The following is a 16,320-nucleotide window of genomic DNA, read 5'->3' on the forward strand; positions in this document are numbered from 1 at the left end:
GGACTGATGGATCAAGCCCCCCCGATTCTGCACGTATGACCACACCTACCGCACCCCCGACGACAGCCCGTCTCGACGAGCTCATCGGCGACGTCCGGGAGGCCGTAGGCCGCGGACTGCCGCCCGACACGACGGCCTACCTCGTCGGTGAGCGGCTCGCGGCCCATCTCGGCGCCGGCGACCTGCTGACCGAGGAGCAGTGCGAGGGCGACCCCGAGCGCTACCGCCAGCACATCCTGCACGCCGAACCCGACGGCAGCTTCTCCGTCGTCGCGCTCGTCTGGCTGCCCGGGCAGCAGACCTGCATCCACGACCACGTCTCCTGGTGCGTCACCGGAGTCCACCGGGGCACCGAGAGCGAGCGCCGCTACCGCCTCGTCCCGGACGGCATGACCGCCCGGCTCGTCGCGACCGAGGACGTCGTCAACGCGCAGGGCGACGTCTGCGGTTTCGCGCCGCCCGGTGACATCCACCGGGTGCGCAACGCCGGTTCGTCCACCGCCATTTCCCTCCACGTCTACGGCGCCGACGTCTCGCGGCTCGGATCGAGCGTCCGGCGCGTGTACGACCTTCCGGCCCACGAGCTCTGACCACACACATGACACTGATCTCTTCGCGGGAGCGGGCACGCTCCTCCGGTGGCACCGGGCGCAGGCCCGGCACGCTGCCCGGCCTCGCCATGGCCGCCGCCGGGGTCGCCCTCGCCTGGGGCGTCCACCGGCTCGTGCCCGCCGTCCCGATGCTCACCGCCGCCGTCGTGCTCGGCATCGCTGCCGCGCACCTGCCCGGGGTACGGGCCCTGGTGCGCGGCGCCGGGCGGCCCGGGCTGACGCTGGCGGGCAAGCGGCTCATGCGCGTCGGCGTCGTACTGCTCGGCCTCAAGCTCAGCCTGGACGACGTGCTCGGGCTCGGCTGGGCCACGGTGGTGATGGTGCTGGTCACCGTCACGGCGACGTTCTTCGGGACGCTGTGGCTCGGGCGGCGGCTCGGGCTGCGCGGCGATCAGCCCCTGCTGATCGCCACCGGGTACTCGATCTGCGGGGCCTCCGCGATCGGAGCCGTCAGCGAGGTGTCCGGCAGCGACGAGGAGGACGTGGCGACGTCCGTCGCCCTGGTCACGCTGTGCGGCACGCTCGCCATCGCCGTGCTGCCGCTGCTGCACCACCCGCTCGGGCTGGACGACGCGCAGTTCGGGCGGTGGGTCGGGGCCGGCGTGCACGACGTCGGGCAGGTGGTCGCCACCGCGCAGACCGCCGGGCCGGCGGCGCTCGGCGAGGCCGTGCTCGTCAAGCTGATGCGGGTGGCGCTGCTGGCGCCGCTCGTCGCGGCGGTGGCCGTCGCGGTGCGCCGGAGGCGGGCGTACGACGCCAGGACCGGGGCGGCGGAGGGCAAGCGGCCCGTGCTCGTACCGCTCTTCGTCCTCGGTTTCCTTGCCATGGTCGCCCTCCGGACGACCGGCTGGGTGCCCTCCGCCGCCCTGGACGGTGCACAGCACGTGCAGGAACTGCTGCTGGCCGCCGCCCTGTTCGGGCTCGGCAGCGCGGTGCACCTGCCCTCGCTGGTACGGACCGGCGGGCGGGTCGCGGCGCTGGGGCTGTGCTCGTGGGTGGTGATCGCGGGGGTGTCGTACGGGGGAGTACTGCTCACCACGTGAAGCGTGTGAAGCGTGTGAAGCACGTGACCGGTCGGCTTCCCTAGGACCGAAGACGTAGCGGATCTGGTTCCCGCGACAGGGGCGCAAAGCCACTTCGCTCCTTACTCTGATGGGCATGACAGCTCCCGAATCCACCGAGTCCCCGGCCCTGTCCGGCATACCCTCGCCCGACGCGCCGGAGGGCATACTCGGGCGCCGTCACCGGGCGCTCACCCTCGGCATCATCTCCGTCGTCTCCCTGATCGCCTTCGAGGCGAGCGCGGTCAACACCGCGATGCCGGTCGCCGCGCGGGCGCTCGACGGCATCGGGATGTACGCGTTCGCCTTCACCGCCTTCTTCACGGCGAGCCTCTTCGCCATGGCGCTGTCGGGGGAGTGGTGCGACCGCGCCGGACCCCTGGTCCCGCTCTTCACCGGCATCGGGGCCTTCGGCGCCGGCCTGCTCGGGGCCGGTGCGGCACAGCAGATGTGGATGTTCGTGGCGGCGCGGGCCGTGCAGGGCGCCGGCTCCGGGCTGGTGATCGTCGCGCTGTACGTGGTCGTGGGGCGGGCCTATCCGGAACGGCTGCGCCCGTCGGTGATGGCCTCGTTCTCGGCGGCGTGGGTGGTTCCGGTCATCGTGGGCCCGGTGGTGGCGGGCACAGTCACCGAACAGCTCGGGTGGCGCTGGGTGTTCCTCGCCATCCCCGTGCTGGTGCTGGCCCCGCTGGCGGTGATGCTGCCGGCCCTGCGGCGCGTCCGGGCCGGCGTGCGGACGGAACGGATGGACCGGCGGCGGATCCTGCTGGCGCTCGCCGTGGCCGCGGGGGCCGGGCTGCTGCAGTACGCGGGCCAGGACCTGCGGCCCTGGTCCCTGCTGCCCGCGGCCGCCGGGCTGGCGCTGCTGGTGCCGTGCGTGCTGCGGCTGCTGCCGGCCGGGACGTTCCGGGCCGCGCGGGGTCTGCCGGCGGTGGTCCTGCTACGGGGCATCGCGCAGGGCTCGTTCCTCGCCGCGGAGGGCTTCGTGCCGCTGATGCTGGTGACGGAGCGGGGGATGTCGGCCACGATGGCCGGCATGTCGCTGACGGGCGGCGGGCTGACATGGGCGCTGGGCTCGTACACCCAGAGCCGTCCCGCTGCGGAGCCGTACCGGGAACGGCTGATGAGCCTGGGCATGGTCCTGCTCGCGGCGGCCGTCGCCGTGGTGCCGGCCGTGCTGGCCGGCGCCGTGCCGGTGTGGGTGGTGGCCGCCGCGTGGGTCCTCGCCGGGTACGGGATGGGGCTGACGATGTCCAGCCTCGGGGTGCTGCTGCTGCGGCTCTCGCGGGAGGGGGAGGAGGGCACCAACTCGGCGTCGATGCAGGTGTCCGATGCACTCGGCAGCATTCTCCTGGTGGGGGTGGCCGGTGTGCTGTTCGTCTCCTTCGGCGGGGGGAGCGTGTCCGCCTCCGCGGAGGGCGCCGCCGCGCCGGGGGCCGCGTTCGTGGCCGTGTTCGCCCTGGCGGCGGGCTGTGCCCTGGCGGGGGCCTGCGTGGGGACGCGGCTGCGGCCGCGGGGGTGAGACACCCGCGCTGCGCACACCGGACGGGCCGATTCCTGCCCGACACCGGGCAGGAATCGGCCCGTCCGGCCTTTGGGGACGAGCGGCGGAGCCGCGACAACGGCAACCCGACCCGGGTGAACCCGGGCCTTCGGAACGGCCCGGTAGGCTGACGCGGTTGCCTGTCGCCGACCCAGCCGACGGAGACCGTGACTACCACCACCACAAATCACCATCTCTCGCCCGCCTTCCCCGGCCGGGCCCCCTGGGGTACCGCCAACAAGCTGCGTGCCTGGCAGCAGGGCGCCATGGACAAGTACATCCAGACGCAGCCCCGGGACTTCCTCGCCGTCGCGACCCCGGGCGCCGGGAAGACCACCTTCGCCCTGACCCTCGCCTCGTGGCTGCTGCACCACCACGTCGTCCAGCAGGTGACCGTGGTCGCGCCCACCGAGCACCTGAAGAAGCAGTGGGCGGAGGCCGCCGCCCGCGTCGGCATCAAGCTCGACCCGGAGTACAGCGCGGGCCCGCTGGGCCGCGAGTACAACGGCGTCGCCGTCACCTACGCCGGTGTCGGCGTACGGCCGATGCTGCACCGCAACCGGTGCGAGCAGCGCAAGACCCTCGTCATCCTCGACGAGATCCACCACGCCGGCGACTCCCGCTCCTGGGGCGAAGCCTGCCTGGAGGCCTTCGACCCGGCCACCCGCCGGCTGTGCCTGACCGGTACGCCCTTCCGGTCCGACACCAACCCCATCCCGTTCGTCACGTACGAGGAGGGCAACGACGGCATCCGCCGCTCCTCCGCCGACTACACGTACGGATACGGGACCGCACTCTCCGACGGCGTCGTCCGGCCCGTCATCTTCCTCTCCTACAGCGGCAACATGCGCTGGCGCACCAAGGCGGGCGACGAGCTCTCCGCCCGGCTCGGCGAGCCGATGACCAAGGACGCGGTCTCGCAGGCGTGGCGGACCGCCCTGGACCCGCGCGGCGAGTGGATGCCGAACGTGCTGCGCGCCGCCGACCAGCGGCTGACCGAGGTCCGCAAGTCCATCCCCGACGCGGGCGCCCTCGTCATCGCCTCCGACCAGGACTCGGCGCGCGCCTACGCCAAGCTGCTGCGCGAGATCACGGGCGAGGGCCCGACGGTCGTCCTCTCCGACGACTCCGGGGCCTCGCAGCGCATCGACGACTACGCGGCCGGCGACTCGCGCTGGATGGTCGCCGTCCGCATGGTGTCCGAGGGCGTCGACGTGCCCCGCCTCGCGGTCGGCGTCTACGCCACGACGATCTCCACGCCGCTGTTCTTCGCCCAGGCCGTCGGCCGCTTCGTGCGCTCGCGGCGCCGCGGCGAGACCGCGTCCGTCTTCCTGCCGACCATCCCGATGCTGCTCTCCTTCGCCAACGAGATGGAGGCCGAGCGGGACCACGTCCTCGACAAGCCCAAGAAGGACGGCGAGGAGGAGGACCCGTACGCCGAGTCCGAGAAGGAGATGGACGAGGCGAACAAGCAGCAGGACGAGGACACCGGCGAGCAGGACATGCTGCCCTTCGAGGCGCTGGAGTCCGACGCCGTCTTCGACCGCGTCCTGTTCAACAGCGCCGAGTTCGGCATGCAGGCGCACCCGGGCAGCGAGGAGGAGATGGACTACCTCGGCATCCCCGGCCTCCTGGAGCCCGACCAGGTGGAGCTGCTGCTGCAGAAGCGGCAGGCGCGGCAGATCGCGCACAGCCGCAAGAGGCCGGACGAGCAGGCCGACCTCCTGGAGATCCCCGCCGAGCGGCGGCCGGTGGTCACGCACAAGGAACTGCTGGAACTGCGCAAGCAGTTGAACACGCTCGTCGGCGCGTACGTCCACCAGAGCGGCAAGCCGCACGGCGTCATCCACACCGAGCTGCGCCGGGTGTGCGGCGGCCCGCCGAGCGCGGAGGCGACGGCCGGCCAGCTGACCGAGCGGATCAACAAGGTCCGGGAGTGGGCCACGCGCATGAAGTGACGCGCGTGCTGTGACTTGTCACGAACCGGCCCGAGCGCGGGGCGCGTCCGGCGTGCGCGCCCCGCGCATCGGTGTCCGCATGCTGGGAATCCGGCTCCGATAGTCGTCATTCGCCTGCGCAGTGACCGGATTGTGGGCAGACTCTTCCGCAGAGCGGACCGGCGGCGCTACGGTCCGGTCACGCACGCCCCGTGGCAGCGCCGCCGCGGAGCGCAGCCGGTACCCAGTGCGTCTCAGCAACCGGCGGCCTCTCCTTGCGCGCTGCCGGACGGGACCGGTGGCGCAACCCCACCGCATCGACGGCCGCCACTCATCGGAGGAGGGGGCGTCGTGACCGCGGAGACCTCGCAGACGCTCGACAGGGGACTGCGCGTCCTCAAACTGCTCGCCGACACCGACCACGGCCTGACCGTCACCGAGCTCTCCACCCGGCTCGGGGTCAACCGCACGGTCGTCTACCGCCTGCTCGCCACCCTGGAGCAGCACGCCCTCGTCCGCCGGGACCTCGGCGGCCGGGCCCGGGTCGGGCTCGGCGTGCTGCGGCTCGGGCGGCAGGTGCACCCGCTGGTGCGGGAGGCGGCCCTGCCCGCCCTGCGGGCCCTCGCCGAGGACCTCGGCGCAACGGCCCACCTGACCCTCGTCGACGGGGCCGAGGCGCTCGCGGTCGCCGTCGTCGAACCGACCTGGACCGACTACCACGTGGCCTACCGGGCCGGCTTCCGCCACCCGCTCGACCGCGGCGCGGCCGGCCGGGCCATCCTCGCCGCCCGCCGCGGCGAGGCCGACTCCCCCGGCTACGCGCTCACCCACGGCGAGCTGGAGGCGGGCGCGAGCGGCGCGGCCGCACCCCTGCTCGGGGTGACCGGGATCGAGGGCAGCGTCGGCGTGGTGATGCTCGCGGAATCGGTGCCCGAGCGGGTCGGGGCGCGAGTGATGGAAGCGGCGAAGGAGGTGGCCGACGCATTGCGGTGAGCGGGATTGCTAGATTCGCAGCATGTCTGCTCCGTCCCGCCGCCCCCGTACCCTCGCCGTCTGCGCCGCGCCCGTGGTCGCGCTGCTGGCGGTGGCCGCGTTCGTGCCCCTGCCGTTCGCGATCGCACAGCCGGGCATGACGGCGGACGTGCTGGGCTCCGACAAGAACAAGCCGGTGATCAGCATCAGCGGGGCGGAGGCCCGCAAGACGAGCGGACAGCTGCGGATGACCACGATCGTGGCCACCGGGCCGCAGACGGACGTCTCGCTCGGCGACGTCGTCGACGGCTGGTTCCGCACCGACCGCGCCGTCATGCCGCACGACGCCGTCTACCCCGCCGGACAGTCCGACAAGCAGATCGAGCAGCACAACCTCGCGGAGATGGCGAAGTCGCAGGACGCGGCCGTGGCCGCTGCGCTGGGCCATCTGCACCGGTCGCCGAAGGACGTCAAGGTCGAGCTGCGCCTGGCGGACGTCGGCGGCCCGAGCGCGGGCCTGCTCTTCGCGCTGGGCGTCGTCGACAAGCTGAACGGCAACGGCAACGGGGGCGACCTCACCGGCGGCCGGACGATCGCGGGCACCGGGACGATCGAACCGGACGGCAGCGTGGGCGCGGTCGGGGGCGTCGCGCTGAAGACGCAGGCCGCCAAGCGGGACGGGGCGACCGTCTTTCTCGTCCCCAAGGGCGAGTGCCGGGACGCCCAGGCGGAGTTGCCGAAGGGAATGCAGCTGATCCCGGTGACCGAGCTGAACGACGCGGTGGCGTCGCTCAAGGCCCTTGCCTCTGGCGCGAAGGTACCGAGCTGCTGAGTGCGCCGTGAGCTGCGGGTTCGTCGTGGCTGGTCGCGCAGTTCCCCGCGCCCCTTCGGGGCGCGAGTACGTACCGGGGCGCGTCACCCCCGCTTCACGAACCCCTCCCGCACCAGCCACCCCAGTGCCACCGCCCTCGGGTCGTGCCCCTGCACGTCCACCTCCGCGTTCAGTTCCCGCGCCACCTCGTTCGTCAGCCGTGCCGTGATCGGGTCGAGCACGTCCTTGATCGCCGGATGCTCCCGCAGGGCCTTCGCGTTGATCTCCGGGGCCGCGTTGTAGTTCGGGAAGAAGTGCCGGTCGTCCTCCATGACGACCAGGTTCATCGCCTTGATCCGGCCGTCCGTCGTGAACACCTCCCCGTACGTGCACGAACGGCCCCCGGACACCTGGGTGTAGACGATGCCGCCGTCCATCTTCTGCACCCGCGACGCCGGGACCGTCATCCCGTACGCCTTCGCCATCCCCGGCAACCCGTCGTTCCGCGCGGCGAATTCACTCTCCACGCACAGCGTCACCGCACCCGGGTCCGTCGCCGCGAGTGCCGCGACGTCCGACAACGTCCGTGTCCCGTAACGCCGTTCGTTCTCCCGGTTCAGGGCCAGCGCGTACGTGTTGTCGAGTGCCGCGGGCGGCAGCCACGCCAGGCCGTTCTTCACGTCCGCCGCGGCGACCGCGCGCCACTGCTCCCGCGGGTCCTCGATCGGCTTGTCGTGGCCGAGGTAGGTGATCCACGCGGTGCCCGTGTACTCGTACATCGCGTCCGCACTGCCCGAGCGCACCGCCTCCCGGGCGCCGATCGAGCCCTGGATGTTGGTGCGGTCCAGGACGCTCGCGCCCGCCGCGCGGAAGGCGAGGCCCATGATCTGGCCGAGGACGATGTTCTCGCTGAAGTTCTTCGACGTCACCGTCAGGTGCGCGCCCTTGAGCGGCAGGCCCTGGCCCACCGAGCCCGGGCGGACCTCCTCGACCAGCGGCGAGCCGCTCGTCAGCCCGCAGCCGCCCAGCAGGGCCGCCGGCACGAACAGCACCCCGGCGATCATGGTCGCCACCACCGCACGCCGTTTGGCGCGGGCCACCTCCGCGTTGTGCGCCGCCTCCAGCACCCCGGCCACCGGTCAGTCGCCCCCCTCCAGGCCGCGCGGCCGCAGCAGCAGTTCGGCCAGCGACGCCAGCCAGTCGACCAGCAGCGCCAGCGCGACCGTCAGTACCGAGCCCAGCACCAGCACCGGCATCCGCTGGTTGGTGATGCCGGAGGCGATCAGGTCGCCCAGGCCGCCGCCCCCGCCGAAGTAGGCGAGCGTCGCCGTGCCCACGTTGAGCACGAGCGCGGTGCGCACCCCGGCGAGGATCAGCGGTACGGCCAGCGGGAGTTCGACCCTGCCCAGCACGCCGACGGGCGACATCCCGATGCCGCGCGCGGCCTCCGTGAGCAGCGGGTCGATGGCCCGCAGGCCCGCGATGGTGTTGGCGAGGACGGGCAGCACCGCGTAGACGACGATGCCGATGAGCGCGGCCTTCGTCCCGATGCCCAGCCAGATCACCAGCAGCGCCAGCAGGCCGATCGCGGGCGTCGCCTGCCCGATGTTGGCGACGGCCATGGCCATGGGCGCGGCGCTGCGCAGCGGCTTGCGGGTGAGCAGGACGCCCAGCGGGATCGCGATGATCAGGACGAAGAAGGTGGAGACGACGGTGAGGTAGACGTGCTGCTCCAGCCGCAGCCACACGTTGCCGCCCCCGATGGCGTTGCGCGCGATGGAGTCCAGCCGGGCCCCGCGGAACCACAGCCAGGTGCCCAGCAGGATCAGCGCCACCACGGCCGGCAGGACGACGAGCTTCTGCCAGCCGATCCGGCGTGCGGTGGCGGCCTGTTGGGGAGCAACAGGCTCCGGAGCCGTCTCGTCGCGGAAGACGATCCCGCGCACCTCCAGCTCGCCCGGGGGCCGTTGGTCCTTCGGAGGCGGGGCGTCCGGCGGGCTCACGCGTCGCCCTCCTGCTCCCGCCGGGTCTGCTCCGCACGCTGCTCCTCCAGCGCGTGCTGGTGCTCGACGGCCTCCAGCCGGTCGGCCTCCAGCAGTTCGTGGACGGAGTTCATGAGCGTCTGCATGTCGACGACGCCCTCGTAGCGTCCGCGCCGGCCCGTCACCGCGACCCGTCCGGCGTTGTCGATGAGCACCGCCTCCAGCGCGTCGCGCAGCGTCGCGTCGCGCGTGACCGTGTCGTGCACGAGCGTGCCCGCGCGGGCCAGCGAGCCCTTGGCGCGCATCAGGTCGCCGCGGCGCAGCCATTTGTAGGGGCGGTGGTGCCGGTCCAGCAGGAGCAGTTCGTTGGCGGTGCCCGAGCGCAGCGCGTCGAAGATGGACTGCAGGGGGTCGTCGACGCCCGCCGTGGGGAAGTCGACGACGCCCACGTCCCGGACCCGGGTGAGGTTGAGGCGCTTGAGCGCGGCGCCCGCGCCGACGAAGCCGGAGACGAAGTCGTCGGCGGGGTTGGTGAGGATGGCCTCGGGGGTGTCGAACTGGGCGATCTGCGACCGCTCGCGGAGCACGGCGATGCGGTCGCCGAGCTTGATGGCCTCGTCGAAGTCGTGGGTGACGAAGACGATCGTCTTGTGCAACTCGTGCTGCAGCCGGATCAGTTCGTCCTGCAGGTGGTCGCGGGTGATCGGGTCGACGGCGCCGAAGGGCTCGTCCATCAGCAGCACGGGCGGGTCGGCGGCCAGCGCCCGGGCCACGCCCACGCGCTGCTGCTGGCCGCCGGAGAGCTGCCGGGGGTAGCGGCCGTGGAACTCGCCGGGGTCCAGGCCCACCAGGTCGAGCATCTCCTCCACCCGGCTGCGGATACGGGACTTGGGCCAGCCCGTCATGCGCGGCACGAGGGCGATGTTCTGCGCGACGGTCATGTGCGGGAAGAGCCCGGAGGACTGGATGGCGTAGCCGACCTTGCGCCGCAGCTTCACCGGGTCGATGCCGGTGACGTCCTCGTCGTCGATGCGGATCCGGCCGGAGGTGGGCTCGATCAGCCGGTTGATCATCTTCAGGGTGGTGGACTTCCCGCAGCCCGACGGGCCCACGAAGATGACGATCTCCCCGGCCTTGATCTCCATGCTGACGTTCTCGACGGCGGGGACGGGGTTGCCCGAGTAGCGCTTGGTGAGGTTCTCCAGCCGGATCGTGGCGCCCGTGGTCGCGCGGGCGGGTGCGGACGGGGCGGGCGGGGCGGGCGGCTCAGGCACGGATCCCCCTCGGAATGGTCAGCCGGCCTATGAGGACGTAGGCGGCGTCGAAGAGCAGGGCCAGCACGATGATCCCCAGCGTTCCGGCGAGCACCTGGTTGAGCGCGTTGGCGCTGCCCAGCGAGGAGATGCCGCGGAAGATCTCGTTGCCCAGGCCCGGCCCCGAGGCGTACGCGGCGATCGCGGCGATGCCCATCAGCATCTGGGTGGAGACCCGGATCCCGGTGAGGATCGGCGGCCAGGCGAGCGGCAGTTCCACCCGGAACAGCCGGGCCGCGCGCGACATCCCGATCCCCTTCGCCGCGTCCACCAGCGCCGGGTCCACCCCGCGCAGGCCCACGATCGCGTTGCGGACGATCGGCAGCAGCCCGTAGAGCACCAGCGCCGTGACCGTGGGCGCCACCCCCAGGCCCGTGACGGGGATCAGCAGGCCGATCAGGGCGAGGGAGGGGATGGTGAGGAGCGTCGCGCCGGTCGTGACGGCCAGGTTGCCCGCCCACTCGCTGCGGTACGTCGCCACGCCGATCGCGACTCCGGCGAGCGTGGCGACGACCATGCACTGGAACACCGCGCTGGCGTGCTGGAAGGTGTCCGCCAAGAGCTGGGCGTGGCGGCTGCCGACGTACTCCCAGAAGCTCACCCGCCACTCCTACCCGTGGTGGGACCGTGATCAGTCCTCGGTCAGTCCTCCGACGCCTGTTTCACCAGCGGGATGATCCTCAGCGGAACAGGGTTTTCCATGACGATCGCCGTGGAGGCCCGCACGATCCCATCAAAACCCACAACCCGGTCGATCACCCGCTGGAGGTCGGCATTCGAGCGGGCCACCAGTCGGCACAGCATGTCCCCGTGCCCCGTCGTGGTGTGCAGCTCCAGCACCTCGGGGACGGTCGCCAGGTGCTCGCGGACGTCCGGGCCCTGGCCCTGCTTGATCTCCAGGGTGGCGAACGCGGTCACCGGGTAGCCCAGCGCCGCCGGGTCCACCTCCGGCCCGAAGCCCCGGATCACCCCCTGCGACTGCAGCCGGTCCAGCCGCGCCTGCACCGTCCCGCGCGCCACGCCCAGCCGCCGCGAGGCCTCCAGCACCCCTATGCGCGGCTCCTCGGCGAGCAGTTCGATCAGCCTGCCGTCCAAACGATCGATCACTGTCCTCCCCCTCTCCTGTGCAGCCTGTACAGAACGTCCGGCACCCCTCCGGCACCGGTGGGCAACATGCCCAGAGAAACCGCAAACTATTGCGCATTGTGCGGTTCGGAGGGACCCTGCGGCCATGACTCAGACCACGGATCACACCCCGCACACCGCACGGCAGGCCGACCCCTTCCCGGTCAAGGGGATGGACGCGGTGGTCTTCGCCGTCGGCAACGCCAAGCAGGCCGCGCACTACTACTCCGTCGCGTTCGGCATGAAGCTGGTCGCCTACTCCGGACCGGAGAACGGCAGCCGGGAGACGGCGAGTTACGTCCTGGAGTCCGGCAGCGCGCGGTTCGTCCTCACCACCGTCATCAAGGCGGCCAGCGAGCGCGGCCGCTTCCTCGCGGCCCACGTCGCCGAGCACGGCGACGGCGTCGTGGACCTCGCCATCGAGGTGCCGGACGCGCGGGCCGCGTACGCCTACGCCGTCGAGCACGGGGCGACGGGCCTGCAGGAGCCGCAGGAGATCAAGGACGAGCACGGCACGGTCGTCCTCGCCTCCATCGCCACCTACGGCAAGACCCGCCACACCCTGGTCGAGCGCACCGACTACACGGGCCCGTACCTGCCCGGCTTCGTCGCCGCCGACCCCATCGTCGAGCCCGGCCCGCGCCGCTTCCAGGCGATCGACCACTGCGTCGGCAACGTCGAACTCGGCAAGATGGACGAGTGGGTCGCCTTCTACAACAACGTCATGGGCTTCACCAACATGAAGGAGTTCGTGGGCGACGACATCGCCACCGAGTACTCCGCGCTCATGTCGAAGGTCGTCGCGGACGGCACCCGCAAGGTGAAGTTCCCGCTCAACGAGCCGGCGATCGCCAAGAAGAAGTCGCAGATCGACGAGTACCTGGAGTTCTACAACGGCCCCGGCGTGCAGCACATCGCCCTGGCCACGAACGACATCGTCGCCACCGTGCGCGCCATGCGCGAGGCCGGGGTGCGGTTCCTCGACACCCCCGACACGTACTACGACACGCTCGGCGAGTGGGCCGGCGAGACCCGCGTGCCCGTCGAGACGCTGCGCGAGCTGAAGATCCTCGTCGACCGCGACGAGGACGGCTACCTGCTGCAGATCTTCACCAAGCCGGTGCAGGACCGTCCGACGGTGTTCTTCGAGATGATCGAGCGGCACGGGTCGATGGGGTTCGGCAAGGGGAACTTCAAGGCGCTCTTCGAAGCCATCGAGAGGGAGCAGGAGAAGCGGGGGAATCTCTGACGGTTTTTCGGCTGCGGGCTGTCCGTGGCTGATCGCGCCCACGCGGCGGAGCCGCATGATGTAGCAGTCCCGCGCCCCTGACGGGGCGCGATGCGATCTGGCAGGGTGATCCCATGGGCGATCTCATCGGTCAACTGCGTGACGGGCTCCCCGAGGACGCCGTTCTCACCGACCCCGACGTCATGCGTTCCTACGCCACCGACATGGCGAGCTTCTGCGCGGCCGGGGCGCCCGGTGCCGTCGTGCTGCCGCGCACCGTGGAGCAGGTGCAGCACGTGATGCGCACCGCGACGGCACTGCGCGTCCCGGTCGTGCCGCAGGGGGCCCGGACGGGCCTGTCGGGCGCGGCCAATGCGCTGGACGGGTGCATCGTGCTGTCGCTGGTGAAGATGGACCGGATCGTCGAGATCGACCCGGTCGACCGCATCGCCGTCGTGGAGCCGGGCGTGGTCAACGCCGTCCTGTCGCGTGCGGTCGCCGAACAGGGCCTCTACTACCCGCCGGATCCGTCGAGTTGGGAGCAGTGCACCATCGGCGGCAACATCGGCACGGCGTCCGGCGGGCTGTGCTGCGTCAAGTACGGCGTCACCGCCGAGTACGTGCTGGGCCTGGACGTCGTCCTCGCGGACGGCCGGCTGCTGAAGACCGGCCGCAGGACGGCCAAGGGCGTTGCGGGCTACGACCTGACGCGCCTGTTCGTCGGCTCCGAGGGCAGCCTCGGCGTGGTCGTACGGGCCGTCCTGGCGCTCAGGCCCGAGCCGCCGCAGCAGCTGGCGCTCGCGGCGGAGTTCCCGTCGGTCGCGGCGGCGTGCGAGGCGGTGTGCGGCATCATGCGCCGCGGGCACGCGCCGTCGCTGCTGGAGCTGATGGACGGCACCACGGTGCGGGCGGTCAACTCCATGGCCCGGATGGGCCTTCCGGAGAGCACGGAGGCGCTGCTGCTCGCCGCCTTCGACACCCCCGACCCCGGCCCGGACCTGGCCGCGGTGGCGGAGCTGTGCCGCGCCGCCGGGGCGACGGAGGTCGTCCCCGCCGAGGACGCGGCGGAGTCCGACCTGCTGCTGCAGGCGCGCCGCATGTCGCTGCCGGCGCTGGAGACGCTCCGCCCGGCCACGATGATCGACGACGTGTGCGTCCCGCGGTCCCGCCTGGCGGAGTTGATGGACGGCACGGCGGCCGTCGCGGAGCGCCACGGCCTGACCATCGGCGTGTGCGCCCACGCGGGCGACGGCAACACCCACCCGGTGGTCTGCTTCGACCCCGCCGACGCGGACGAGGCGCGCCGCGCGCGGGAGTCGTTCGACGAAATCATGGCCCTGGGCCTGCAGTTGGGCGGAACGATCACGGGCGAGCACGGGGTGGGCCTGCTGAAGAAGGAGTGGCTGGCAAAGGAGTTGGGTCCGGTGGGGCTGGAGATGCAGCGAGGGATCAAGGCGGTGTTCGACCCGCTGGGGCTGCTGAACCCGGGCAAGGTGCTGGACGTGTGACCGGCCGGGGGCACCGCCCCCGGCCCCGGCAACGTTCCCGTCACCCGGACTCGGTGGCCAGCAACACCCGCAACCCCTCGTCGAGCTCCAGCAACCGCGCCTCCGCCCCCGGCGGAACAACCCGCATCGTCCTCTCCAGCCACCCCGTGACAACGTTCGCCTGCGCGAGCAACACCGCTTCGCCCTCCGGCGACGTCAACCCCAGACACACCACCGTGCGTCCCCCGACCCGCGCGGGCCACACCCGCACATCCCCTTCGCCGGTCGGGCGGAAGACCCCGTCCACCAGCAGGTCGCGCGCGAACGTCCATGTCACCGGCGCGAGTGAGGTGATGTGGAAGGTGATGCGCACGGCGTACGGATCGTCCGCGCAGTACATCAGCCGGGCCGGCACGGGAATGCTGCGCTCCGGCGACAGCATCAGGTCGATCTCCAGCTCGCGTTCCACCACGGTGTGCATGAGTGCGCCCTCTCTGCTCGGCTTCCCTCGACGCGTGGCCCTTCGGCGTGGGCCCGCACCGGAGAGAGCGCACCGGCCCCACGTCATGACGCGACTTTTCACCCTGACTTCTCACCATGACGTCGCAGCATGGATCCGGGCGTCCTCCAGTCGCACGTGTGAGTGGTCCCGCCCCCGGGACGGCCACAGGGGTGGGGACTTCTGGTAGACCTGTTGGCTGCGCTGCGGGTTGCCTTTTGCGCATTGAGTTCACAGTACGGACCGAACAGATACGGGACACCGGAGACCATGAGCGCACCTCCCTCGGGATCCGCCGACAGTCACCCCGTCCGCGGGTACTACCCCGACCCCTCCATTCCCGGATATATCCGTTACTGGAGCGGTACCGCCTGGGTGCCCGGCACCAGCCGGCCCGCGCCCGCCGAGGGGGAGCCGATGCCGGCGGCGCCCGCCGGGGTGGCCGGGATGGCCGCGGCACAGGCACCCGCGCTCGCCGCGCCCGTTCCGCCCTCGCCGCGGCAGGCGACGGCGGAGGAGACGGGTCCGGTGTTCCTGGACGAGGAGCCGGAGCCGGCGGAGGGCGCCGGAGGCACCGCCTGGCGCGCGGACGCGGCCCGGCAGGAAGGCTTCGGCGGCGAGGCGGACCGCCGCGTCTCCTGGGGCGGTGCGCCCGGAGCCGCGCCGGAGGTCCCGCGCGCCCGCGATCCCCGGGTGCCGGCGGAGTCCGAGTCCGGCGGTTCGCTCGGCCTGCGTCCCAAGCCGCACGGCGCCGCCCCCGGCGGCCCGCCCGCGCCGCTTCCCGGCGGCCCCGAGCCCGCGCCGACGGCCCCGCAGATCACGGCCGCCCCGCAGGCCCGGCCGGACCAGCGCACCCAGGAGCCGCCCGCCGCGCCGGGCCGGACGACCGCCGCCGTGCCCGCCCGGCGCCAGGAGAGCCCGCCGCCCGTGCTCCGTCCCTCGTCGGCCGCGGTCCCGGTCCGGGAGCAGCAGCAGTCCGTCCCGCCCCAGGCCCAGGTCGGGTGGGCGCAGCAGGTGCACCAGCTCGCCGCGGCGGAGCCGGGGCCGTGGAAGCCGCCGCCCGCGGACGACATCTTCGCCGCGATGGCCGCGCAGCAGCAGGGCCGGCCCGCCCCGCTCGGCCGCCGCCTGGGCGCGCGGCTGATCGACTGGGCCGTGCTCGGCTCGGCCGTGGGCGCCGTCGCGGCGCCGCTGTGGGACAAGTCCGTCGAGCACATCGACGCCAAGGTGGAGCGCGCCCGGCAGTCCGGCCAGACGGTGACGGTCTGGCTGCTCGACGGCACGACCGGCACGTACCTCGGCATCGTGCTGGCGGTCCTGCTCGTCGGCGGCGTGCTCTACGAGGCGCTGCCGACCGCGCTGTGGGGGCGCACGCTGGGCAAGAAGCTGTGCGGGGTGCGGGTGCTGGACATCGAGTCGCACGACAAGGCCGCGTTCGGCGCGGCGTTGCGGCGCTGGCTGGTCAACGCGGTTCTGGGCGTGCTGGGTATCGGCGTGCTGAACGTGTTGTGGTGCCTGTTCGACCGGCCGTGGCGGCAGTGCTGGCACGACAAGGCGGCGCATACGTTTGTGGCTTCCGCCAAGGGGTGAGCCAGTCGGTCATCTGCGGGTCGGCTGTGGCTGGTCGCGCAGTTCCCCGCGCCCCTTCGGGGCGCGCCGACGAGCTGACCGCGCCCCGAAGGGGCGCGGGGAACTGCGCGAGCAACCCCCACCGGCCCGCGCATGCAGCGGAGTGCCCGGGCGCCGCCCCC

15 protein-coding genes are annotated in these 16,320 nt (G+C 72.5%); 9 read left to right on the forward strand and 6 right to left on the reverse strand.

All coding sequences use genetic code 11. The features are described 5' to 3' along the window. The first annotated feature begins 35 nt into the window (after positions 1–35). From ACLHRZ_RS16595 to ACLHRZ_RS16620, 6 genes are all read left to right on the forward strand, one after another. A complete protein-coding gene (locus ACLHRZ_RS16595; RefSeq protein WP_490419200.1) occupies positions 36–590 on the forward strand; it encodes a cysteine dioxygenase family protein in 555 nt (184 codons plus the stop codon). Positions 591–598: 8 nt separating this feature from the next. After that, on the forward strand, positions 599–1,654 hold the full coding sequence (locus ACLHRZ_RS16600; protein ID WP_490419201.1) for a YeiH family protein: 1,056 nt from the start codon (positions 599–601) through the stop codon (positions 1,652–1,654). 115 nt (positions 1,655–1,769) lie between these two features. Then, a complete protein-coding gene (locus ACLHRZ_RS16605) occupies positions 1,770–3,194 on the forward strand; it encodes an MFS transporter (RefSeq protein WP_490419202.1) in 1,425 nt (474 codons plus the stop codon). 188 nt (positions 3,195–3,382) lie between these two features. Further along, positions 3,383–5,173 carry a DEAD/DEAH box helicase gene (locus tag ACLHRZ_RS16610; RefSeq protein WP_490419203.1) on the forward strand — a complete coding sequence of 597 codons (1,791 nt, stop codon included), beginning with the start codon at positions 3,383–3,385 and terminating at the stop codon, positions 5,171–5,173. A gap of 330 nt (positions 5,174–5,503) precedes the next feature. After that, positions 5,504–6,145, forward strand: a complete 642-nt coding sequence (locus tag ACLHRZ_RS16615; protein ID WP_490419204.1) for an IclR family transcriptional regulator — start codon at positions 5,504–5,506, stop codon at positions 6,143–6,145. Between the two features lie 22 nt (positions 6,146–6,167). Next, entirely contained in the window at positions 6,168–6,956 is a 789-nt protein-coding gene (locus tag ACLHRZ_RS16620; RefSeq protein ID WP_490419205.1) for a YlbL family protein, read from the forward strand. 83 nt (positions 6,957–7,039) lie between these two features. On the opposite strand, the gene ACLHRZ_RS16625 is transcribed toward ACLHRZ_RS16620, so the two are convergent. From ACLHRZ_RS16625 to ACLHRZ_RS16645, 5 genes are all read right to left on the reverse strand, one after another. Then, positions 7,040–7,999 (reverse strand): glycine betaine ABC transporter substrate-binding protein, encoded by a 960-nt coding sequence (locus tag ACLHRZ_RS16625; protein WP_490419350.1) that lies wholly within the window; start codon positions 7,997–7,999, stop codon positions 7,040–7,042. A gap of 75 nt (positions 8,000–8,074) precedes the next feature. Next, a complete protein-coding gene (locus ACLHRZ_RS16630) occupies positions 8,075–8,938 on the reverse strand; it encodes an ABC transporter permease (RefSeq protein ID WP_490419206.1) in 864 nt (287 codons plus the stop codon). Then, positions 8,935–10,191, reverse strand: a complete 1,257-nt coding sequence (locus ACLHRZ_RS16635) for an ABC transporter ATP-binding protein (RefSeq protein ID WP_490419207.1) — start codon at positions 10,189–10,191, stop codon at positions 8,935–8,937. The genes ACLHRZ_RS16630 and ACLHRZ_RS16635 overlap by 4 nt, the downstream gene beginning before the upstream one ends. Further along, positions 10,184–10,831, reverse strand: coding sequence for an ABC transporter permease (locus tag ACLHRZ_RS16640; protein ID WP_490419208.1), 648 nt, complete (start codon positions 10,829–10,831; stop codon positions 10,184–10,186). The genes ACLHRZ_RS16635 and ACLHRZ_RS16640 overlap by 8 nt, the downstream gene beginning before the upstream one ends. Before the next feature lie 41 nt (positions 10,832–10,872). After that, positions 10,873–11,337, reverse strand: a complete 465-nt coding sequence (locus ACLHRZ_RS16645; RefSeq protein ID WP_490419209.1) for an Lrp/AsnC family transcriptional regulator — start codon at positions 11,335–11,337, stop codon at positions 10,873–10,875. Positions 11,338–11,461: 124 nt separating this feature from the next. On the opposite strand from ACLHRZ_RS16645, the gene hppD reads away from it, so the two are divergent. Together hppD and ACLHRZ_RS16655 are read left to right on the forward strand one after the other, a co-directional pair. Continuing rightward, a complete protein-coding gene (hppD, locus tag ACLHRZ_RS16650) occupies positions 11,462–12,604 on the forward strand; it encodes a 4-hydroxyphenylpyruvate dioxygenase (RefSeq protein ID WP_490419210.1) in 1,143 nt (380 codons plus the stop codon). A 113-nt stretch (positions 12,605–12,717) separates the two neighbouring features. Next, positions 12,718–14,091: an FAD-binding oxidoreductase gene (locus ACLHRZ_RS16655; protein WP_490419211.1), complete on the forward strand. Its 1,374-nt coding sequence runs from the start codon at positions 12,718–12,720 to the stop codon at positions 14,089–14,091. A 40-nt stretch (positions 14,092–14,131) separates the two neighbouring features. Here the strand turns inward: ACLHRZ_RS16655 and ACLHRZ_RS16660 are convergent, their stop codons facing one another. Then, positions 14,132–14,551, reverse strand: a complete 420-nt coding sequence (locus ACLHRZ_RS16660) for an SsgA family sporulation/cell division regulator (RefSeq protein ID WP_490419212.1) — start codon at positions 14,549–14,551, stop codon at positions 14,132–14,134. Positions 14,552–14,839: 288 nt separating this feature from the next. Here ACLHRZ_RS16660 and ACLHRZ_RS16665 point away from each other — a divergent pair, with 288 nt between their 5' ends. Further along, positions 14,840–16,159 carry an RDD family protein gene (locus ACLHRZ_RS16665; protein WP_490419213.1) on the forward strand — a complete coding sequence of 440 codons (1,320 nt, stop codon included), beginning with the start codon at positions 14,840–14,842 and terminating at the stop codon, positions 16,157–16,159. Positions 16,160–16,320 lie beyond the last annotated feature (161 nt).

This window comes from Streptomyces sp. AM25 (assembly GCF_058146165.1).